Origin of the sequence: Bradyrhizobium sp. (assembly GCF_030697065.1) — a bacterium.
GTDB lineage: Bacteria > Pseudomonadota > Alphaproteobacteria > Rhizobiales > Xanthobacteraceae > Bradyrhizobium.
This window is the reverse complement of the sequence record NZ_JAUYQU010000205.1, coordinates 1-18,782: the sequence shown is the minus strand read 5'-3', so window position 1 is coordinate 18,782 and position 18,782 is coordinate 1. Positions and strand designations below refer to the sequence as shown.

At 63.8% G+C, this 18,782-nt stretch carries 10 protein-coding genes and 1 pseudogene; 3 read left to right on the top strand and 8 right to left on the bottom strand.

The features are described from left to right. Positions 1-53: 53 nt before the first annotated feature. Positions 54-293, top strand: a pseudogene (locus tag Q8R73_RS16055) (DUF6496 domain-containing protein); the annotation flags it as partial. A 56-nt stretch (positions 294-349) separates the two neighbouring features. On the opposite strand, the gene Q8R73_RS16050 reads toward Q8R73_RS16055, so the two are convergent. Further along, positions 350-1,237, bottom strand: coding sequence for a Ku protein (locus Q8R73_RS16050; RefSeq protein WP_305720533.1), 888 nt, complete (start codon positions 1,235-1,237; stop codon positions 350-352). Positions 1,238-1,402: 165 nt separating this feature from the next. Here Q8R73_RS16050 and ligD point away from each other — a divergent pair, with 165 nt between their 5' ends. After that, complete coding sequence (ligD, locus tag Q8R73_RS16045) at positions 1,403-4,039, top strand: DNA ligase D (protein WP_371126111.1); 2,637 nt, start codon at positions 1,403-1,405, stop codon at positions 4,037-4,039. Positions 4,040-4,145: 106 nt separating this feature from the next. Here ligD and Q8R73_RS16040 read toward each other — a convergent pair whose 3' ends face one another. After that, complete coding sequence (locus tag Q8R73_RS16040; RefSeq protein ID WP_305720531.1) at positions 4,146-4,310, bottom strand: DUF3309 family protein; 165 nt, start codon at positions 4,308-4,310, stop codon at positions 4,146-4,148. Between the two features lie 163 nt (positions 4,311-4,473). On the opposite strand from Q8R73_RS16040, the gene Q8R73_RS16035 reads away from it, so the two are divergent. Further along, entirely contained in the window at positions 4,474-4,785 is a 312-nt protein-coding gene (locus Q8R73_RS16035) for a polyhydroxyalkanoic acid system family protein (RefSeq protein WP_305720530.1), read from the top strand. Positions 4,786-4,958: 173 nt separating this feature from the next. On the opposite strand, the gene treY is transcribed toward Q8R73_RS16035, so the two are convergent. The 6 genes from treY to Q8R73_RS16005 all read right to left on the bottom strand — a co-directional run. Beyond that, positions 4,959-7,760 carry a malto-oligosyltrehalose synthase gene (gene treY / locus Q8R73_RS16030; protein WP_305720578.1) on the bottom strand — a complete coding sequence of 934 codons (2,802 nt, stop codon included), beginning with the start codon at positions 7,758-7,760 and terminating at the stop codon, positions 4,959-4,961. After that, positions 7,760-9,526: a malto-oligosyltrehalose trehalohydrolase gene (gene treZ / locus Q8R73_RS16025; RefSeq protein WP_305720529.1), complete on the bottom strand. Its 1,767-nt coding sequence runs from the start codon at positions 9,524-9,526 to the stop codon at positions 7,760-7,762. The genes treY and treZ overlap by 1 nt, the downstream gene beginning before the upstream one ends. Beyond that, complete coding sequence (glgX, locus tag Q8R73_RS16020) at positions 9,523-11,598, bottom strand: glycogen debranching protein GlgX (protein ID WP_305720528.1); 2,076 nt, start codon at positions 11,596-11,598, stop codon at positions 9,523-9,525. Before glgX ends, treZ begins: the two co-directional genes overlap by 4 nt. Before the next feature lie 3 nt (positions 11,599-11,601). Then, positions 11,602-13,749 (bottom strand): 1,4-alpha-glucan branching protein GlgB, encoded by a 2,148-nt coding sequence (glgB, locus tag Q8R73_RS16015; RefSeq protein WP_305720527.1) that lies wholly within the window; start codon positions 13,747-13,749, stop codon positions 11,602-11,604. Continuing rightward, positions 13,746-17,051 carry a maltose alpha-D-glucosyltransferase gene (gene treS / locus Q8R73_RS16010; RefSeq protein ID WP_305720526.1) on the bottom strand — a complete coding sequence of 1,102 codons (3,306 nt, stop codon included), beginning with the start codon at positions 17,049-17,051 and terminating at the stop codon, positions 13,746-13,748. Before treS ends, glgB begins: the two co-directional genes overlap by 4 nt. Before the next feature lie 8 nt (positions 17,052-17,059). Continuing rightward, positions 17,060-18,782 (bottom strand): alpha-1,4-glucan--maltose-1-phosphate maltosyltransferase (locus tag Q8R73_RS16005; protein ID WP_305720525.1); only part of this gene is annotated, 1,723 nt, incomplete at its 5' end.

The window sequence follows — 18,782 nt, the reverse complement described above, 5'->3', positions numbered from 1 at the left end:
GATGGAACTTTCGTCCGCCGCGCCCATTGCTTTCAGCAACCGGGAGAATCGACATGGCTCGAAAATATTCGAAGAAGGCCTCCGCCAAGGTCGCTCGCGCGCTGAAGAAGCGCAAGGCCGGGATGCTGAAGAGCGGCCGCTCTGGCAAGAAGGTCAAGAGCCGCAAGCAGGCAATCGCGATCGGTCTCTCCGAGGCGCGGGCGGAAGGCAAGAAGGTCCCGAAGAAGGCCGCCAAGAAACGCAAGACGGCGAAGAAGACCGCGAAGAAGCGCAAGACGAAGGCCGGAAAGAAGTAGCGGGAATCGCGACTTCGTCGTTGCGAGCGGAAAATCCCAGCATCGGCGAGTTGTTATCCGGTCTTGCGCGCCCGCGCCGTAGAACGGTGCGCTTTCTTGGCCGTGCGGCGGGGCGCCGCCCGGCGCGTCGGGGCATGGCGGCCCGGTTTCGCCGATCCCTTGCCGCCCTTCAGGCTCTGCTTCAGCGCGTCCATCAGGTTGATGACGTTGTCCCGCTTCTCCCCGGGCTCGGCGACCTTGACCGGCTTGCCGGCGGCCTTGCGTTTCACCAGCGACTTCAACGCAGTTTCATATTCGTCCTTGAACTTCGATGGATCGAAATGCGCGGCCTTGCTGTCGAGGATGTGGCTCGCCAGTTCGATCATGTCCTTCGATATCTTCGGAGTCTTGATGTCCTCGAAATAGTCAGCCTCGTCGCGCAGTTCGTAGGGATAGCGCAGCGTGGTGCCGAGCAGCCCCTTGCCGAGCGGTTCGATCGCGATGATGTGCTCGCGGTTGGTCAATACGATGCGCGCCAGCGCGACGCGGTCCTGGTCCTTCATGGCGTCGCGGATCACCGCAAACGCGTCGGCACCCGCCTTGCCGTCCGGCGCGATGTAATAGGGATTGTTGAGATAGCGCTTGTCGATCTCGTCCCGAGGCACGAAACTGTCGATGTCGATGGTGTGGTTGCTGTCGATCTGGACCGCCTCCAGCTCCTTCTTTTCGATCTCGACATACTCGCCCTTTTTCAACTCGTAGCCGCGACCCTTCTGCTCGCTTTCGACGATGTCGCCGGTCTCGGCGTCGACCATCTGCTGCTTTAGCCGGTTGCCGGTTTCCCTGTTGATCATGTGAAAGCGGGTCTTCTCAGATGACGTCGAGGCCGGATAGAGCAGGACCGGGCATGACACGAGAGAAAGCTTCAGGGAGCCTTTCCAGTAGGCGCGAGGCGGGGCCATGTTCTCTCCAACCCGTTATGTGTGCGGGAAAATTCGCGCAAAAGCATTCGGGAACTTCAACGGCAATTGAGGGTTTTGGTTCCAGGCTCTAAGGTTGTGCGAGGGTGTAACCGCGTTGCGTGGGATTTGATCGTGTCACTGAGGAATTTGTCGACCTATCGCAAGATGCGGGATTTCGAGAAGACCGCGGAGCCCTCGGGAGATGCCGGGGTCTCGCCGTCGAAGCGCCGGCGTTTCGTCATCCAGAAGCATGACGCCACCCGGCTGCATTACGACCTGCGGCTGGAGTTCGACGGCGTCTTCAAATCCTGGGCCGTGACCAAAGGTCCCTCGCTCGATCCGCACGACAAGCGGCTGGCGGTGGAGGTGGAAGACCATCCGCTCGATTACGGCGATTTCGAAGGGACCATTCCGAACGACCAGTATGGCGGCGGCACCGTTCAGCTTTGGGATCGCGGCTACTGGGATTCCGACGATCCCGAGCGTGGCTTCAGGAAGGGCGACCTGAAATTCACGCTGGAAGGCGAAAAGCTCCATGGCAGCTGGGTGCTGGTGCGGATGCGCCACGACCGCAATGGCGGCAAGCGCACCAACTGGCTGTTGATCAAGCATCGCGACGATTTCGCCAGGGAAGGCAAGGCCAACAACATCCTCGAGGCCGATCGATCGGTCGCTTCGGGCCGATCGATGGACCAGATCGCCGCCGGCAAGGGCAGGGCGCCAAAACCGTTCATGCTGGCGAAGGCCGGCCGCGGCAAGGCCGACGCGGTATGGAATTCCAACCGGGGCGATGCCGCCGAGGCACGCGCGACGAACAGGAAAGCGGCGTCGCGACCCGCTAAGGCATTGTCGTCGGCGAAATCCGCCAAGGGCAGGAAAGCCGCGATACCGGAGTTTGTCGCGCCGCAGCTCTGTACCCTGGTCGACCGCCCGCCCAACGGCGAGGGCTGGTGCCACGAGATCAAGTTCGACGGCTACCGCGTTCAATTGCGGGTCGAGGGCGGCGAGGCCGCGCTGATGACCCGCAAGGGGCTGGACTGGAGCGACAAGTTCAAGGCCATCGCGGAGGCGGGCAGTGCCCTGCCCGATGCCCTGATCGACGGCGAGATCGTGGCGCTCGACCACAATGGCGCACCCGAATTTTCCACGCTGCAAGCGGCCATCTCGGACGGCAAGACCGACGATCTCATCTTCTTTGCATTCGACCTGCTGTTTGCCGGCGGCGAGGATCTCCGCGCGCTGCCGCTCATCGAGCGAAAAGCGCACCTGAAGAAGCTGCTGGAGGCCCGGAAAGGCAAGAGCAGTCAGATCCGCTATGTCGAGCATTTCGAGAGCGGCGGCGACGCCATCCTGCAGTCGGCCTGCAAGCTGTCGCTGGAAGGCATCGTCTCCAAGAAACTCGACGCCCCCTATCGCTCCGGCCGCTCCGATAACTGGACCAAGGCAAAATGCCGGGCCGGACATGAAGTGGTGCTGGGCGGTTGGAAAACCACCAACGGCAAATTCCGTTCGCTGATGGCCGGCGTCCATCGTGGCGATCATCTCGCCTTCGTCGGCATGGTCGGCACCGGTTTCGGCCAGGACACGGTGCGGCGAATCATGCCGGAACTGAAGGCGGCGGCTTCGGACCAGAGTCCGTTCGGCGGCAAGAATGCGCCGAGGAAGACCCGCGACGTGCATTGGCTGAAGCCGGACCTCGTCGCCGAAATCGAGTTCGCCGGCTTCACCGGCGACGGCAACATACGGCAGGCATCGTTCAAAGGGCTGCGTCAGGACAAGCCGGCCGATGAGGTGGAGGCGGAGAAGCCGGCCATGACCGGAATCGCCCGGCCGGCCGGGAAAGCCGGGGCCAAAGCCGGCAAGGCGAAGGCACGTCCGGCGTCCGCCGCGACGAAATCCGCCGAGGTGATGGGCGTCGTCATTTCAAAGCCCGAAAAGGAGCTGTGGCCGGATGCCGGCGACGGCGAGGGCGTGACCAAGCTCGATCTCGGCCGGTACTTCGAGGCGGTTGGCGGCTGGATGATCGGCCATCTGAAGGGGCGGCCGTGCTCGGTGGTTCGCGCCCCCGACGGCATCGGCGGCGAAACCTTTTTCCAGCGCCATGCGATGCCGGGGACGTCGAACCTACTGGAACTGGTCAAGGTCTCCGGCGACCGCAAGCCCTATCTGCAGATCGACCGGGTCGAGGGTCTCGCGGCAGTGGCTCAACTCGGTGGCCTGGAATTGCACCCGTGGAATTGCGCGCCGGATGCGCCCGACGTCCCGGGACGGCTGGTGTTCGATCTCGATCCCGCGCCGGAGGTTGAATTTTCGGAGGTGATCGAGACCGCCAAACAAATGCGGCAGCATCTCGCGGCCCTTGGCCTCGAGAGCTTCTGCAAGACCACCGGCGGCAAGGGACTGCATGTGGTGACGCCGCTGGCTTACGGCGCCAGGGATAAGGTGACGTGGAAAGAGGCAAAAGCCTTCGCGCAGGGTGTCTGCCAGTGGATGGCGAACGAAGAGCCCGAGCGCTATTTGCTCAACATGTCGAAGAAGCTGCGCAAGGGAAAGATTTTTCTCGATTATCTGCGCAACGATCGCACGGCCACCGCCGTGGCGGTGCTTTCGCCGCGGGCGCGCGCCGGCGCCACCGTCTCGATGCCGCTGACCTGGGCGCAGGTGCGCGGTGATCTCGATCCGAAACGCTACACGGTGCGTACGGTGCCGGGACTGCTGGCGAAAACAAAGGCCTGGAACGGCTATGACGCCGCCGCGTCATCGATCAAGGCCGCCATGAAGAAACTGGCGGAGAAGGTCTAGAAGCGTCATTCCGGGGCGCGCGCAGCGCACCCCGGCATCTCATGTCAGGAATCTCTGGATTCCGGGTTCGCGAGTTTCACTCGCGCCCCGGAATGACGAGAATAGCTCAGAGCTTCCCGAGCAGAAGCAGGATCAGCAGGACGACGATGATGAGGCCGAGGCCGCCGCCGCCGTAATAGCCGGTGCCGTAGAACGGGCCGCCACCGATGCCGCTGAAACCGCCGAGCAAGGCAATAACGAGAATAATGAGAATGATCGTACCGATTGACATGTTGTGTCTCCTCAGCCCGGCAGTGGGCACTGTTGCTCTGCCTTCAGCCGAAAAAACAAACGGGAACTCATAAAGTTCCACATTTGAAACACGCAAAATCGGCTCGCCCTTCCATTCGAACGATGTGGAATTACATGCGTTCAGTGAGCTGGAGAGCCTGAAAATGTCTGCACCGCTGGTGGTTTCGATCCCGCATCGCCTCGGCCGCGAAGAAGCAGCCCGCCGCCTCAAGACGGGGCTGACGCGGGCCGCGTCGAGTGTGCCGGTGCTGAAAGTCGATGAGGAGAAGTGGGAGCAGGATCGCATGATCTTCCGCATCCGCGCGCTCGGGCAGGCGGCGTCAGGTCATCTCGATGTCGCCGACGATCATGTCAGGCTGGAAGTGACCTTGCCCTGGCTGCTGCAGCGTTTTGCCGAAGCCGCCCAGATCGCCATCAGGAAACGCGGCACGCTACTGCTCGACAAAAAGGGATGATGCATTGCGGTTGCCGCAGCGCACCATCAAAGAACTTGTCGCGGCCTGTTTTCATAAACTTGTCGGTAACCGGATCTGCGCAGAATTCAATCTTGCGGGAGAAGGGAACCGACCATGGTCGGCACAACATCCGCAAGGCCGTCCGGCCGTCGATCCCGGGCGGCCTTCCGCGTTCAGGATACCTCTCCACGAAGCCGTTTTCGCGCCGGCTTCGAGACTCCCTGAAATCCTGCTTTCATCACCGCGACCGGCAGGTGCTGGAACAGCAGGGATAGCGGGGCCTCGGTTGTCTCGCCGGCCAAGCCTTCCACGGAATAACCCTTCAGATCGACCGCAGCATCAAAAGCCTGCGCGCGCGGCCAGCTGCGACCGCCCTGCGAGAAAGCGGCGAACGATTTGGCAACCACAACGATGACGGCGTCATGGCCGCGGCGCCGCGCGAAGGCGATGACATGGTCGCGATGCGGACCCCTGACCTCGAGCGGCTGATAATCGCCATGCGCGAACAGATCGGCAAGTTCGCTCCGCAGCTTGAGGAGCCGGCGGGTCCAGGCCAGCTTGATATGGGCGTCCGGCCAATGCTGCGCGAGCCCGGCCCAATCCGGATTTTCCAGAGCGGGCAGCAACGCGGCGCGCGCCGCAAAATCCACCGGCCGCCGGTTGTCGGGATCGACCAGCGACAGATCCCAGAATTCCGTGCCCTGATAGAAATCCGGCACGCCGGGCATCGTCGCCTTCAGGGTGATCTGGCTCAGGGAATTCAGCGCCCCCAGCAGGGCGACGCGCCTGGCCAGGGTTGCGATCGAATCCAGGAATTCGGCCGAGACGGCGGGGTCGAGGATCCGCCCGATGAAGGTCCGCAATCCCGTTTCATAGGCCTGGTTGGGATTGAGCCAGCTGGTTTCCTGTTTACCCTCGCGCGCCGCCTTCAGCGCATAGGCCTGCATCCGCTCCGCGAATGTCGCGTCGGCTTCGTCCACCGGCCATGCGCCGAGCAGCGCCTGGTACAGCATGTATTCGAACGCCACCGACGGCGCCCGCATCTCGCCCTCGATCACCAGATGCGGCGCGTTCAAAACCTTCCAGCGTCCGACCGAGCTGGTCCATTCGCCGGGAATTTCGGCCAGCGACATGATTCGCGCGCGGGCGTCCTCGCCGCGCTTGGTGTCGTGCGTCGCGGTCGCCGTCATGCCGTGCGGCCACTCGCTGGCGCGGATCCGCATCATCTCGTGAAAGCTATCGACCGAAAGCGCCTTGGCCGATGGATCGCCGCCGACCTCGTTGAGCGCGAGCAGGCGGTGGTAGCGGTAGAACGCGGTGTCCTCCAGCGACTTCGCCATCAGCGGTCCGGTGAACTGCTGCACCTTCAGGGCGAAGCGGCGCACCCGCGGCGCGCCATGCGCGGGCCCGCCCGGCTTGAGCAGGTCCATGGTCAGCGCGTCGCGGAGGAAATCGAAGATGCCGTCATCGGCGGCGAACCAGTCGGCGCGTGCCTTTTCAATGGTCGCCGCAATCAGCGCGCGGTCGTGCGGCGATGGCGCGGCCGACGTCAGATAGGTGCGGTAGACCGGGAAATGCAGCACGTAGAGTTCGAACGCCTGCCGCAGGCTGTCGGCGGAATAGTCGCGGGTGGAATAGTGCCCGCCGGCGATCCGCGCCAGCAGCCGCGTCAGCACCGTGAATTCGCTGGCCAGCAGGGTTTCGAGCACCCGCCGCTTGGCGTCCTTCAGGAGCGGCTCCAGTTTCGGCGAGGTATTGCTGATCTGCCGCCATATCTCGTCGAGCGGGTCGAGGCCGTTGCCGTCGACCAGCGCCTGGGTGATGACATTCATCCACTCATAGCCCGTGGTGCCGTGCACGCCGGAGAAGGAATGCAGCTTCTCGCCTTCGCCGAGAATCTTCTCGATCACGAGGTAGAACGGCTTGGCATGCTCGCCCTGGGCGTCGCGGATCAGGCGCCGCAGGCGCTGGAAATATTGTACGGGATCGCGCAGCCCGTCGATGTGGTCGAGCCGCAGGCCCTGCAACCGTCCGTCCGCGATCAGTTGCTTGACCAGCCGGTGTATCGCCTCGAACGTCTCGGTGTCTTCGACGCGCAGCCCGGCCAGCGTATTGACGTCGAAGAAGCGCCGGTAGTTGATGTCGCTGGAGGCCAGCCGCCAGTGGCCGAGCTTGTAGTGCTGGCGCTCCAATAGATGATGCAGCGCCAGAATCTGCGCCGGCCGGTCCGGACCCGCGCGGTAGGCGTCCAGCCCGCGCGCGATGATGTCCGCGCCGCCGTCGATGCCTTTCAGCTCGGCCTTGAAGGCGGGCGCTTCCTTGCGGTTGGGATGCCGCAATCCCTTGTAGCGTGCCGCCAGTGCAAGAATGCCTTTCCCCGGCGCGCTGTCGTCGGCCCCGGCTTCCTTCACGACGTTGCGCAGAATCTCGCTGTAGCGCTCGGGCGCGATCGGCAGCCGGTGTTCGAAATACCAGGCGGAGAAACTGCCCTCGTCCGGGTCGTAGCGCAGCTCGATCTCGCCGCCTTCCAGCGCCTGCCCGTAGGACGAGCCGATCACCGGCAGCAGCACGCCGCCGCGGGCGCGGTAGGGCAGCTGGTCCCAGTCGATATCGAACGAGACGGCGTGCGGAGAGGCCGGACCCCATTCCAGCACGTCGAGCCACCACGGGTTGTCGGCGAAATGTACGCCGACATGGTTGGGCACGAAATCGAGGATCAGGCCGATGTCGTGCCGCCGCAGCGCCTCGCTCAACCGCGCGAAGCCGGCGTCGCCGCCGAGCTCCGGATTGAGCTTGGTGTGATCGACGATGTCGTAGCCGTGGGTAGAGCCCTTGCGCGCCTTCATGAAGGGGGAGGCATAGAGATGGCTGATGCCGAGCGCCTTCAGATAGGGAATGACGGTGGCAGCGGCGTCGAAGTCGAAATCGGCGGTGAGCTGCAGGCGGTAGGTCGCGATCGGTATGGCAGCGGTCATCATCGCGAATCCAGTCGCCAGAACACCGACCACGGTGGCAGCGGGCCGGCGATCTCGCCGCCCCAGAGCGGCGCGCCGGCCGGTTTGATTTCGGGTCCGGGAACCGCGTCGTTCGACAGATTGGCCATAAGGCGGAGCATGGCGCCATCGCCCATCCGCCAGTGCGCGGTCAGCAAGCCGTTGTCCGCGGCATGCGCTTCGCCGAACGTCGCGCCGGCGAGCCGCGGGATGATCGTTTCGCGGCGTATCGCGAGCAGGTCGCGCACCAGCTTCAGCCGCGCGCGTCCGCTTGCGCCGTCGCGCGAGCCCCAGTCCAGCACCGCGGATTGCGCGGTCGATGATTCGAGCGGATCGGGGACGTCGTCGCCGTGTTCCGCATAGGCGCCGGCAAATTCCCGGCGCCGCCCCTGGCGCACGGCCTCGGCGAGTTCGCCTTCGAAATCGCAGAAGAACGGGAACGGCGCCTTCGAGCCCCATTCCTCGCCCATGAACAGCATCGGTACCATCGGCGCCAGCAACAGAATCGCCAGCGCGCCCTCGATCGCCGTGGGCTCGGCAAGGCTTTCGAGCCGGTCGCCGAGCGCGCGGTTGCCGATCTGGTCGTGGTTCTGGACAAAATTGACGAAGGCAAGCGGAGTGAGGTGGCCGCTGGGCTCGCCGCGCAAAGCCCCGTCGCGGTGCGGCGAGGGTTCGCCTTGATAGACGAAGCCGGATGCCAGCGCGCGCGCGACATCCTGCAACGGCGATTGCGCATAGTCGGTGTAATAGCCGTGGCGTTCGCCGGTCAGCAGCACGTGCCAGGCATGATGGTAGTCGTCGTTCCACTGGCCGCGGTAGCTGCCGCCGTGCGGATCCTGCTCGGCATCCAGTACGCCTGCAATGTTGTCGTCATTCTCCAGCACCAGATGGATGTGGCGGCCGGTTTCGACCGCGAGTTGGCCGACGGCGCAGCTGAGATCATGCAGCATCGAGACTTCGCCGCGATGCAGGATCGCGTGCACGGCATCCAGCCGCAGGCCGTCGAAACGATATTCGCGCAGCCAGTACAGTGCATTGCCGATGGCGAAGGCGCGTACCTCCGGCACGCCATAGTCGATCGCACTGCCCCAGGGCGTCTGCGCTTCGGTGAAGAAGCCGGGCGCATAGCGGCCGATGTAATTTCCTTCCGGCCCGAAGTGGTTGTAGACCACATCCAGAAACACCATCAGCCCGCGCAAATGCGCCTCGTCGATCAGCGTTTTCAGATCGTCAGGACGTCCATAGGTGCCGTCGGGCGCATACCACAGCACGCCGTCATAGCCCCAGTTGCGCGACCCGGAAAAATCCGACAGCGGCATCAACTCCAGCGCGGTGATGCCGGTCTCCACCAGATGATCGAGTTTATCGATCATGGCGCGGTAGGTGCCGTCGGACGTGAAGGTCCCGACATGGCTTTCCAGCAGCACGGTCTCATGCCAGGGCCGTCCGCGCCAGTCCGAAGCGCGCCAGCGGTAAGCGCCGTGATCGATCACCTCGCTCGGACCCTGGATATCGTCAGGCTGAAAGGCGGAGGCGGGATCGGGCACGTCGATCTCGTCGTCGATGCGGAATTTGTAGCGCGCGCCTGCCCTTACGCCGGCGACGTCGGCGGAAAACCAGCCGTCGTCGTCGCGTTGCATCGGCCGGGGTGGATCGAGCAGCAGGTCGACACGTTTCGCCGCCGGCGCCCACAGCCGAAAGGAGGCGCCGTCGGTTGTCAGCCTTGCGCCGAATTTACGCTCATTCATGCCGAACCTGCAAAAGCGAGGACCGAGCGGGGAGATGCCTTCATCTCGCTTCCCGACGCGAAGTCCGCGATCTCCTGCCTAACGTCCGCGGTGTTCAAAAGTTGCTGCCAGCTGCTGTATTCCGGCATCTTCGGCAGTTTGAATGCGATCTCCTCGGGGGCGGCGTTCAGCACGATGAAGATCGGTTGCTGTCCATCCCCGGCAGGTCCCAGCACATAGGCTAGAAACCGGCCCTCCGGGAAATTCCAGTCGGCTTCCTTCATCTCGTCGGCGGCGGGTGTCAGCCACAACACGCCGTACGAGCCATCGGCGCGCCGCCCGTCGAGCCAGCGGCGCGCGCGGATCTGCGGAAACCGCCTTCGCAATTCCGTCATGTGACCGATGAAGCCGGTGAGGTCGTCGCCTTCGCGGCCGAGGCCTTCCCAGCCGACCCAGCCGACCTCGTTATCCTGGCAATAGGCGTTGTTGTTGCCGTTCTGGGTGTTGCCGACCTCGTCGCCGGCCAGGATCAGCGGCAGGCCCTGGGCCAGCAGCAGGCAAGCCAGCTGGTTTCTCCGAAGCTGGCGGCGCAGCGCCACGATCGCCGGATCGTCGGTCGGGCCTTCATGACCGCAATTGTTGCTGAGGTTGTCGCTGGAGCCGTCGCGATTGTCCTCGCCGTTGGCTTCGTTGTGCTTCTCGTTGTAGCTGAACAGGTCCGCCAGCGTGAAGCCGTCATGGACGGTGATGTGATTGACGCCGGCGCGCTGGCTGCGGCCGTCATGGTTGAACAGATCGGACGAGCCGGTCATGCGGCGCGACACTTCGCCGATCAGGCTGCCTTCGCCGCTCCAGTAGCGCCGCATCGCGCTGCGATAGCGGTCGTTCCACTCCGACCATTGCGATGGAAACGCGCCGACCTGGTAGCCGCCCATGCCGAGGTCCCACGGCTCCGCCACCAGTTTCACCGAGGCCAGCACCGGATCCTGGCGGACCGCGGTGAGGAAGGAAGCGTTGCGGTCGTACCCGTTCGGCCCCCGCGCCAGCGTGGTCGCGAGATCGAAACGGAAGCCATCGACGTGGCAGACCTCGACCCAGTAGCGCAGCGAATCCATCACCATCTGCAGCACGCGCGGATGGGTGAGATCGACCGAACTGCCGCAACCGGTGAAATCGTCGTAATAGCGCGGATTGTCCGGCATCAGCCAGTAGTAGGAGGCGTTGTCGATACCGCGGAACGACAGCGTCGGGCCGAGATGGTTGCCCTCGGCGGTGTGGTTGTAGACGACGTCGAGCATAACCTCGATGCCGGCGTCGTGCAGGCGCGCCACCGTGGTGCGGAAGGCGTCGAGCGGATTGTCCTGCGCGTAACGCGCCTCCGGCGCGAAGAACGACAGCGTGTTGTAGCCCCAGTAGTTCACCAGCTTCTTTTCGACCAGCGTCCGGTCATCGACGAAACCGTGGATCGGGAGCAGTTCGACGGTAGTGACGCCGAGCCGCTTGAGGTGGTCGATCATCGCCGGCGACGACAGCCCGCCATAGGTGCCGCGCAGGCCGGGCGGCACATCGTCCCGCTTCTGGGTCAGGCCCTTGACGTGGGCCTCGTAGATGATGGTGTCTTCCCAGGGGATATTGGGGCGCATTTCGCGGCGGCCCCAGTTGAAGGTCTCGTCGACAACGACGGCCTTCGGCATGCCGCGCGCATTGTCGCGGCGGTCGAATGACAGGTCCTCGCGGGCGCTGCCGGTGCGATAGGCGAAATGCGCGTCGCTCCATACCAGCCGGCCCGCCGTCCGTCGGGCATAGGGATCGATCAGCAGCTTGTTGGCATTGAAACGGTGGCCGTGCTCGGGCTCATAGGGACCGTGGACGCGATAGCCATAGAGCTGGCCGGGCGACACGTCGTTCAGATAGCCGTGCCAGACGTCCTCGGTGCGCTCCGGCAGTTCGATGCGTTCGAGTTCGCGACGCCCCTGGCCGTCGAACAGGCAAAGTTCGACCTTTTGCGCATTGGCGGAGAACAGCGCAAAGTTGGTGCCCCGGCCGTCCCAGCTTGCACCGAGGCGTGAGGACGTTCCGGCAGACAGTCGCATGCGTCAGCTTTCCGGTACGAGAAATATAGCGGCCAGCGGGGGAATCGTGAGACTGAGTTCGGGCACGAGGCCGTCCAACGTCTGGACCTCGCCGATATTCCCGACATTGCTGCCGCCGTAATGCGCGGAGTCCGAATTGAAAACCTCGCGCCATTTGCCGACGAACGGCACGCGGACACGGTAATTGTGGTAGACGTTCGGCGAAAAATTGATCACGACCAGACAGCGCGCACGGGCATCGTCGCCCTTGCGGATGAAGCCGAACACGTTGCCGGCGGCGTCGTCGGTCACCACCCATTCGAACCCGGCCTGATCGCAATCCAGCTGGTGCAGCGCCGGCAGGCTCGCATAGAGCTTGTTCAGGTCGCGGATCAGGTTGCGGATGCCGCCATGCTTGCTTTGCTCGAGCAGGTGCCAGTCCAGCGAGCGATCGTGATTCCATTCCCGCTCCTGGCCGAACTCGCAGCCCATGAACATCAGCTTCTTGCCGGGATGGGCGAACATGAAGGAGTAATAGGCGCGCAGATTGGCGAAGCGCTGCCAGTCGTCGCCCGGCATCCGCCCCAGCAGCGAGCGTTTGCCGTGGACGACCTCGTCATGCGACAGCGGCAGGATGAAGTTTTCCGAGTAAGCGTAGTGCAGGCCGAACAGGATGTCGCCGTGATGATGCTTGCGGTGGATCGGATCCTTGCTGATGTAATTCAGCGTGTCGTGCATCCAGCCCATGTTCCATTTGTAGCCGAAGCCAAGCCCGCCATGTTCGGTCGGCCGCGACACCTGCGGCCAGGCGGTCGATTCTTCCGCCGCCGTGGTGGCCTGCGGAAAGCGGGCAAACAGCTCGGTATTGAAGCGGCGCAGGAAATCGACGGCCTCGAGATTTTCGCGGCCGCCATGCTTGTTCGGAATCCAGCCGCCGGCGGGCCGGCTGTAATCGAGATACAGCATCGAGGCGACCGCATCGACACGCAGGCCGTCGATGGCGTAACGCTCCAGCCAGAACAGGGCGTTCGACACCAGGAAGTTGACGACTTCGGTACGGCCGTAATTGTAGATCAGCGTGCCCCAGTCGAGATGGCGGCCCTGCAACGGGTTGGCGTGTTCATAGAGCGCGGTGCCGTCGAAATTGGCGAGGCCGTGCGGATCGTCGGGGAAATGTCCGGGCACCCAGTCCAGCAGCACGCCGATGCCTTCCCGATGGCAGGCGTCGATCAGCGCTGCAAAGTCCTCCGGCGTGCCGAACCGGCTGGTCGGCGCGTACATGCCGGTCGGCTGATAGCCCCAGGAGCCGTCGAACGGATGCTCGCTGACGGGAAGGAACTCGACATGGGTGAAGCCGAGATCCTTGACGTATTGCGGCAGCTGCTCGGCCAGTTCGCGATAGCTCAACCATTCATTGTTGTTCTTGCGCCGCCACGATCCGAGATGGACCTCGTAGATCGACATCGGTGCCGTCAGCGCATTGATGTTGGCCGGCGCCGGGCGCGGACGCGGCAGCCTTTCCTGGTCGAACACGATCGAGGCGCTGCTCGGGCGGATTTCCGCGGCAAACGCCATCGGGTCGGATTTCAGCGGCAATTGCTGGCCCTGCGGACCGATGATGTCGAATTTGTAATGATCGCCCGCGGCGGCGTGCGGCACGAACAACTCCCAATAGCCGATGCCGCGTACCCGCATCGGATGCCGCCGCGGATTCCAGAAATTGAAATCGCCGACCACGCTGACCCGCTTGGCGTTGGGGGCCAGCACCACGAAGGCAACGCCGGGAACGCCGTCGAGCGTCATCGGATGCGCGCCGAGTTTGTCGTAGATGCGCTGATGGGTACCTTCGCCCAGCAGATACAGGTCGAAGTCGGTCAGCACCGGCGGAAAGCGGTAGGGATCGTCGAGATCGACCACGGTGTCGCCGAAGCGGGCGCGCAGCTGGTAGCGCTTCGAACCGTTCGGCAGCGCTCCCGCGAACAGTCCGGCATCATGGATGCGCGAAAGCTCCGCCGTCTCGCCATGTTCGCCGACCGCTTCGACCTTCGAGGCCTCGGGCAGGAACGCACGCACGACGTTGGTTTCCCCCTCGGCATGAACGCCGAGATAGTGGAAGGGGTCGGAGTGGCGGCCTTCGACGATCGCATAGGCCTCGGCGGACAATTTGGTCATGAGGCCTCGTTGGGTTGTTGAGACAGGATACGAAGCGCGCCGGTCAGCGGGACGCGCAGCCAGTCGGGCCGGTGCGCGATCTCGTACTCGATCTCATAGATGGCTTTTTCAAGCAGGAAGAAATTCAGGATCTGTTCGCTCGCCTGCGGTACGGCGGGCCACAGCAGCGGGTTGGTCATGGTCTCGCGATAGGCGACGAGGAATGCCGAGGACGCCCGGTCGCGCCATTCCGACAGCGCCGCGTTGAGCTTGCCCTGCTCGTCGGGCGCCAGATTGAGCGCGCGCTCCAGCGCGGCGGTCGCCGAATAGTCGATCGACCGGATAAGGCCGGCGACGTCGCGCGCGGCGGGAGCCTTGCGGCGGCGATCGGCCAGGCTGCGACGTGGCTCGCCCTCGAAGTCGATGATGAAGATGTCGTCCTTGGCGATCAGCATCTGCCCGAGGTGGAAGTCGCCGTGGTGACGGATGTTGAGGCCGCCGATATCCTCCGGCAGCAGCGCGTTGATGCGATTTTTCAGGTTCGTGCGCTCGGCCAGAAATTGATCGACCAGCCCGCGATCGGAATCCCGAACCGTCGACCGGCGCTGCTGCAAGGCCTCGCAGACGCGCTCGGCGCGGTCGATGCTTTCCTGGGCCCAAAGTCGCACATGTTCGGGCCGGATCGGTTCCGGCGTGAAGTCGGCCAGTTCGCCGCTGCCGGCGAGCGCCAGATGCATCTCGGCCACGCGCCGGCCGGTCTGCGACATGTAGCGCAGATAGGGGATCTGTTCTTCGCTCTCACCGGGATGCTCGCTCGCCGCCAGCAGACGCTGCTCCTCGACGAAGCGGTCGAGATAGGCCGCGGTCACGGTCCAGGCATCGCCCTGATTTTGCACGAAGGCGTGGACGACGGCGATCGCGCTGGTGTTGTCGCCCTCGACCAGTTCGACGCTGCCGAGCAATGCCGGCGTGTTGGCGAAGCCCGCGACTTCGGTCAGGAAGCGGCCGAGTTCGATCTCCGGATTGATGCCGGGCTCGAGTTTTCGATAGATCTTGACGACGTGGTCTTCATCGACCAGCGCCGTGGAGTTGGATTGCTCGGTCTCGACGGCGCGAATATGGACCGGCGGCTTGACGGGCTGTTCGAGAAGCCTGGAGGTCGGCCTGAATTCGAGACGGATGCCTTCCAGTTCATCGACAACAAGGGATTCGCGCAGATTGTGCAGCAGCAAGGCGATGAAAATCTGATCGGTGGCGACGTCCAGCAGCGTGCCTTCGCGGGCGCCCTGGCGGACCGCGGCAAAGGCGCGGGGATTGTAGCGCTCGCGGTCGAAGCGGACCCATTCGATCTGCATCGGCAGCACGTAGCGCGAACGCTCGCCGTGCTCGGTGGTCGCCTCGAAAAAGGCCAGCCAGGGCCGGTTGTCGCCGACATCGCAGAACGGCACCGCCGACGTCACGTTGGGGCGAATCTCCCGGGCCGAACGTTCCGGATACCAGCGGGTTCGCGCCAGATAGGTCGGCAGCACGTCGCGCTCGAACACGCCGCGGGTGCGGGCCAGCGACATCCAGGTGGCGCCGAGCGGCACAACCAGGGTTTCGAATTCCGGAACGACGGTCGGCTCGACCGGCTCCGACTTGTCGCGCTCCTTGAGCTGGAACCAGTAGAACCCGTACGGCGCCAGCGTGATCATGTAGGGCAGTTCGCCGATCGCCGGGAAGCGGGTACGGCCCAGCATTTCCAGCGGAATGCGGCCCTTCCAGGCCGATAGATCGAGTTCGGTCGCCTGCGCGGACCGCGACAGATTGGCGACGCAGAGAATGACTTCGTCCTGGTACTGGCGGATGTAGCACAGCACCGAGCGGTTGACCGGACGGATGAAGGTCATGGTGCCGCGGCCGAACGCCAGGGTGGATTTGCGCACCGAGATCAGGCGCTTGGTGGCGCTGAGCAGCGAGGACAGGCTGCGAGACTGCGCTTCCACGTTCACCGACTCGTAGCCGTAGACCGGGTCCATGATGGTCGGCGCGTAGAGCCGCGCGGGATCGGCACGGGAGAACCCGCCATTGCGGTCCGGCGACCATTGCATCGGCGTACGCACGCCGTTGCGGTCGCCGAGATAAATATTGTCGCCCATGCCGATCTCGTCGCCGTAATAGATGATCGGCGTGCCGGGAAACGACAGCAGCAGCGAGTTCATCAATTCGATCTTGCGCCGGTCATTGTCCATCAGCGGCGCCAGCCGCCGCCGGATGCCGACATTGATGCGCGCGCGCGGATCGTTGGCGTAGGTCGACCACAGATAGTCGCGCTCGACGTCCGTGACCATTTCCAGCGTCAGTTCGTCGTGGTTGCGCAGGAACAGCGCCCACTGGCAGTTCGCCGGAATATCCGGGGTCTGGCGCAGGATGTCGGTGATCGGAAAGCGATCCTCCTGGGCGATCGCCATGTAGATCCGCGGCATCAGCGGGAAATGATAGGCCATCTGGCATTCGTCGCCGCGGCCGAAATATTCCTGCACGTCCTCGGGCCACTGGTTGGCTTCCGCCAGCAGCACCTTGCCCTTGGCATAGGCGTCGAGTTCGGCGCGCAGTTTCTTGATGATCGTGTGGGTCTCGGGCAGATTCTCGTTGTTGGTGCCGTCGCGCTCGCAAAGATAGGGAATGGCGTCGAGACGGAAGCCGTCGACGCCGGTGTCGAGCCATCGCTTCATCACCTGCACCAGCGCGCTGACCACGCGCGGGTTGTCGAAGTTAAGGTCCGGCTGGTGCGAGAAGAAGCGGTGCCAGTAGAACTGGCCGGCTTCCGGATCCCAGGTCCAGTTCGATTTCTCGGTGTCGGTGAAGATGATCCGCGTGCCCTGGTACTTCTGGTCGGTGTCGCTCCAGACATACCAGTTGCGGGCGCTCGATTTCGGATCGCTGCGGCGGGCCCGCTTGAACCAGTCGTGCTGGTCGGAAGTGTGATTGATGACGAGTTCGGTGATGACGCGCAGGCCGCGCGCCTTGGCCTCGGCGATGAAGCGCTTGAAATCCTTCATGGTCCCGAAATCGGGATTGATCGCGCCGTAGTCCGCGATGTCGTAGCCGTCGTCGCGGCCGGGCGAGGGATAGAACGGCAGCAGCCAGAGCGCGGTGACGCCGAGTTCCTGCAGATAGCCGAGCTTTTCCGTCAGCCCCGCGAAATCGCCGATGCCGTCATTGTTGCTGTCGGCAAAGGCCTTGACGTGGAGCTGATAGATGATGGCGTCCTTGTACCACAGCTCGTCGTTCACGTCCTTGACGGGGAGTTCATTGGAATCGATCGATGACATCACGTTCATGGCGCGCCTCACGCCAGGCAGCGGAAGAGCAAGGCAGGATCGCGCGCCGGATCGATTCGCAGCCGGATGCCGCCCCATTCGACCGGATAGCGTTCGCCGGTCATCAGGTTCTCCACCGCGGCGACGTTGCGGCGATCGCCGGGCATGCCGACCTGGACATCGCCGAGCGGCAGCCAGAATTCATGGACGTCGCGCGACAGCGCGATGGCGGTGATGACGCTGTTGGTCTGGTTGACCGATTCCTTGACGAAGGCGATGATGTTGATGTCCTCGACTGGGAGAAATTTCAAATTGCTGATCTGCTGCAGCGCCGCGTTGTCGCGGCGCGCGCGGTTGAGATCGCGGAGGTAGGGCTTGATGTTGCCGGGCTTGTCCCAATCCCGCACCTTGATCTCGTACTTTTCGGAATCGAGATATTCTTCCTTGCCGGGAATTGGCTCGTGTTCCAGCAGTTCGAACCCGCTGTAGACGCCGTAGGTGCTCGAAAGCGTGGCGGCGAGCGCCGCGCGGGACTTGAACATCCAAGGCTCGCCGCCCTGCAGATGATAGGGCAGGATATCGGGCGTATTGACGAAGAAATTGGGGCGATAGTAATCGCGCTCCGGATAGCCGGTCAGTTCGGTCAGATACTGCTCCAGCTCCCACTTCTGGGTTCGCCAGGTGAAGTAGGTATAGGACTGGGTGAAGCCGAGTTTGGCGAGGCCCTTCATCAGCTTCGGCCGCGTAAAGGCTTCGGCGAGAAAGATCGCGTCGGGATGCAGCAGCTGGACCTCATGGATGAGCCATTCCCAGAACGGGAACGGCTTGGTGTGGGGATTGTCGACCCGGAAGATGCTGACGCCCTGATCGATCCAGAACAGGATGACATCGCGCAACGCGTTCCACAGCGCGCCGGCGTCCTCGGACGCGAAATCGGGATTGACGATGTCTTCGTATTTCTTGGGCGGGTTCTCCGCATAACGCATCGATCCGTCGGGCCTTTTCCTGAACCATTGCGGATGGTCCTTGAGCCAGGGATGGTCGGGCGAACACTGCACGGCGATGTCGAGGGCGACTTCCATGTCCAGTTGCTTGCAGGCCGCGACGAAACCGCGAAAATCCTCCAGCGTGCCCAGTTCCGGATGCACCGCATCGTGGCCGCCGTCGGCCGAGCCGATGGCGTAGGGGCTGCCGGGATCGCCTTCCGCCGCCTTCACCGCATTGTTGCGGCCCTTGCGGTTGACCTGGCCGATCGGGTGGATCGGCGTCAGATAGACCACGTCGAAACCCATTGCCGCGATGTCGGGCAGCCGCGCGATGCAGTCCTGGAACGTGCCGTGCTGGCCGGGGTGGACGCCCTGGCTGCGTGGCACCATTTCGTACCAGGCGCCGTAGCGCGCCCGCGGCCGGTCGGCCACGAACGGAAAAAGCTGCGACCTCGTCAGATCGGGCCGCGACTGGCTCTCCGCCATGGCGGTTTTCAGTTCATCGGTCAGCAACGGCGCGGCTTCGCCGGTCTGCAGAAAATCCTCGCATTGCCGCAGGATCAAGGCCGCCGCGGCCTGTCCACCGGATTGCGCTTTGGTCAGCAGGCCCGCGCCTTCGATGGCGTCGAGGGTGAGATCGGCGCCGGCCTTTTGCTTCAGTTCAAACCCATGCCGCCAGGTGGCGAACTCGTCGGTCCAGGCTTCGATAGCATAGACATAGCGGCCGGGAGCGTCGGGCACGAACGAGCCGCTCCAGCGGTCATTG

What these genes read in the sequence shown, in the direction of transcription:
- glgX (WP_305720528.1), bottom strand. Translation starts at nt 11,598, where the DNA reads ATGCGACTGTCTGCCGGAACGTCCTCACGCCTCGGTGCAAGCTGGGAC.
- treZ (WP_305720529.1), bottom strand. Translation starts at nt 9,526, where the DNA reads ATGAATGAGCGTAAATTCGGCGCAAGGCTGACAACCGACGGCGCCTCC.
- ligD (WP_371126111.1), top strand. Translation starts at nt 1,403, where the DNA reads ATGCGGGATTTCGAGAAGACCGCGGAGCCCTCGGGAGATGCCGGGGTC.
- Q8R73_RS16050 (WP_305720533.1), bottom strand. Translation starts at nt 1,237, where the DNA reads ATGGCCCCGCCTCGCGCCTACTGGAAAGGCTCCCTGAAGCTTTCTCTC.
- glgB (WP_305720527.1), bottom strand. Translation starts at nt 13,749, where the DNA reads ATGACCAAATTGTCCGCCGAGGCCTATGCGATCGTCGAAGGCCGCCAC.
- treY (WP_305720578.1), bottom strand. Translation starts at nt 7,760, where the DNA reads ATGACCGCTGCCATACCGATCGCGACCTACCGCCTGCAGCTCACCGCC.
- treS (WP_305720526.1), bottom strand. Translation starts at nt 17,051, where the DNA reads ATGAACGTGATGTCATCGATCGATTCCAATGAACTCCCCGTCAAGGAC.
- Q8R73_RS16040 (WP_305720531.1), bottom strand. Translation starts at nt 4,310, where the DNA reads ATGTCAATCGGTACGATCATTCTCATTATTCTCGTTATTGCCTTGCTC.
- Q8R73_RS16035 (WP_305720530.1), top strand. Translation starts at nt 4,474, where the DNA reads ATGTCTGCACCGCTGGTGGTTTCGATCCCGCATCGCCTCGGCCGCGAA.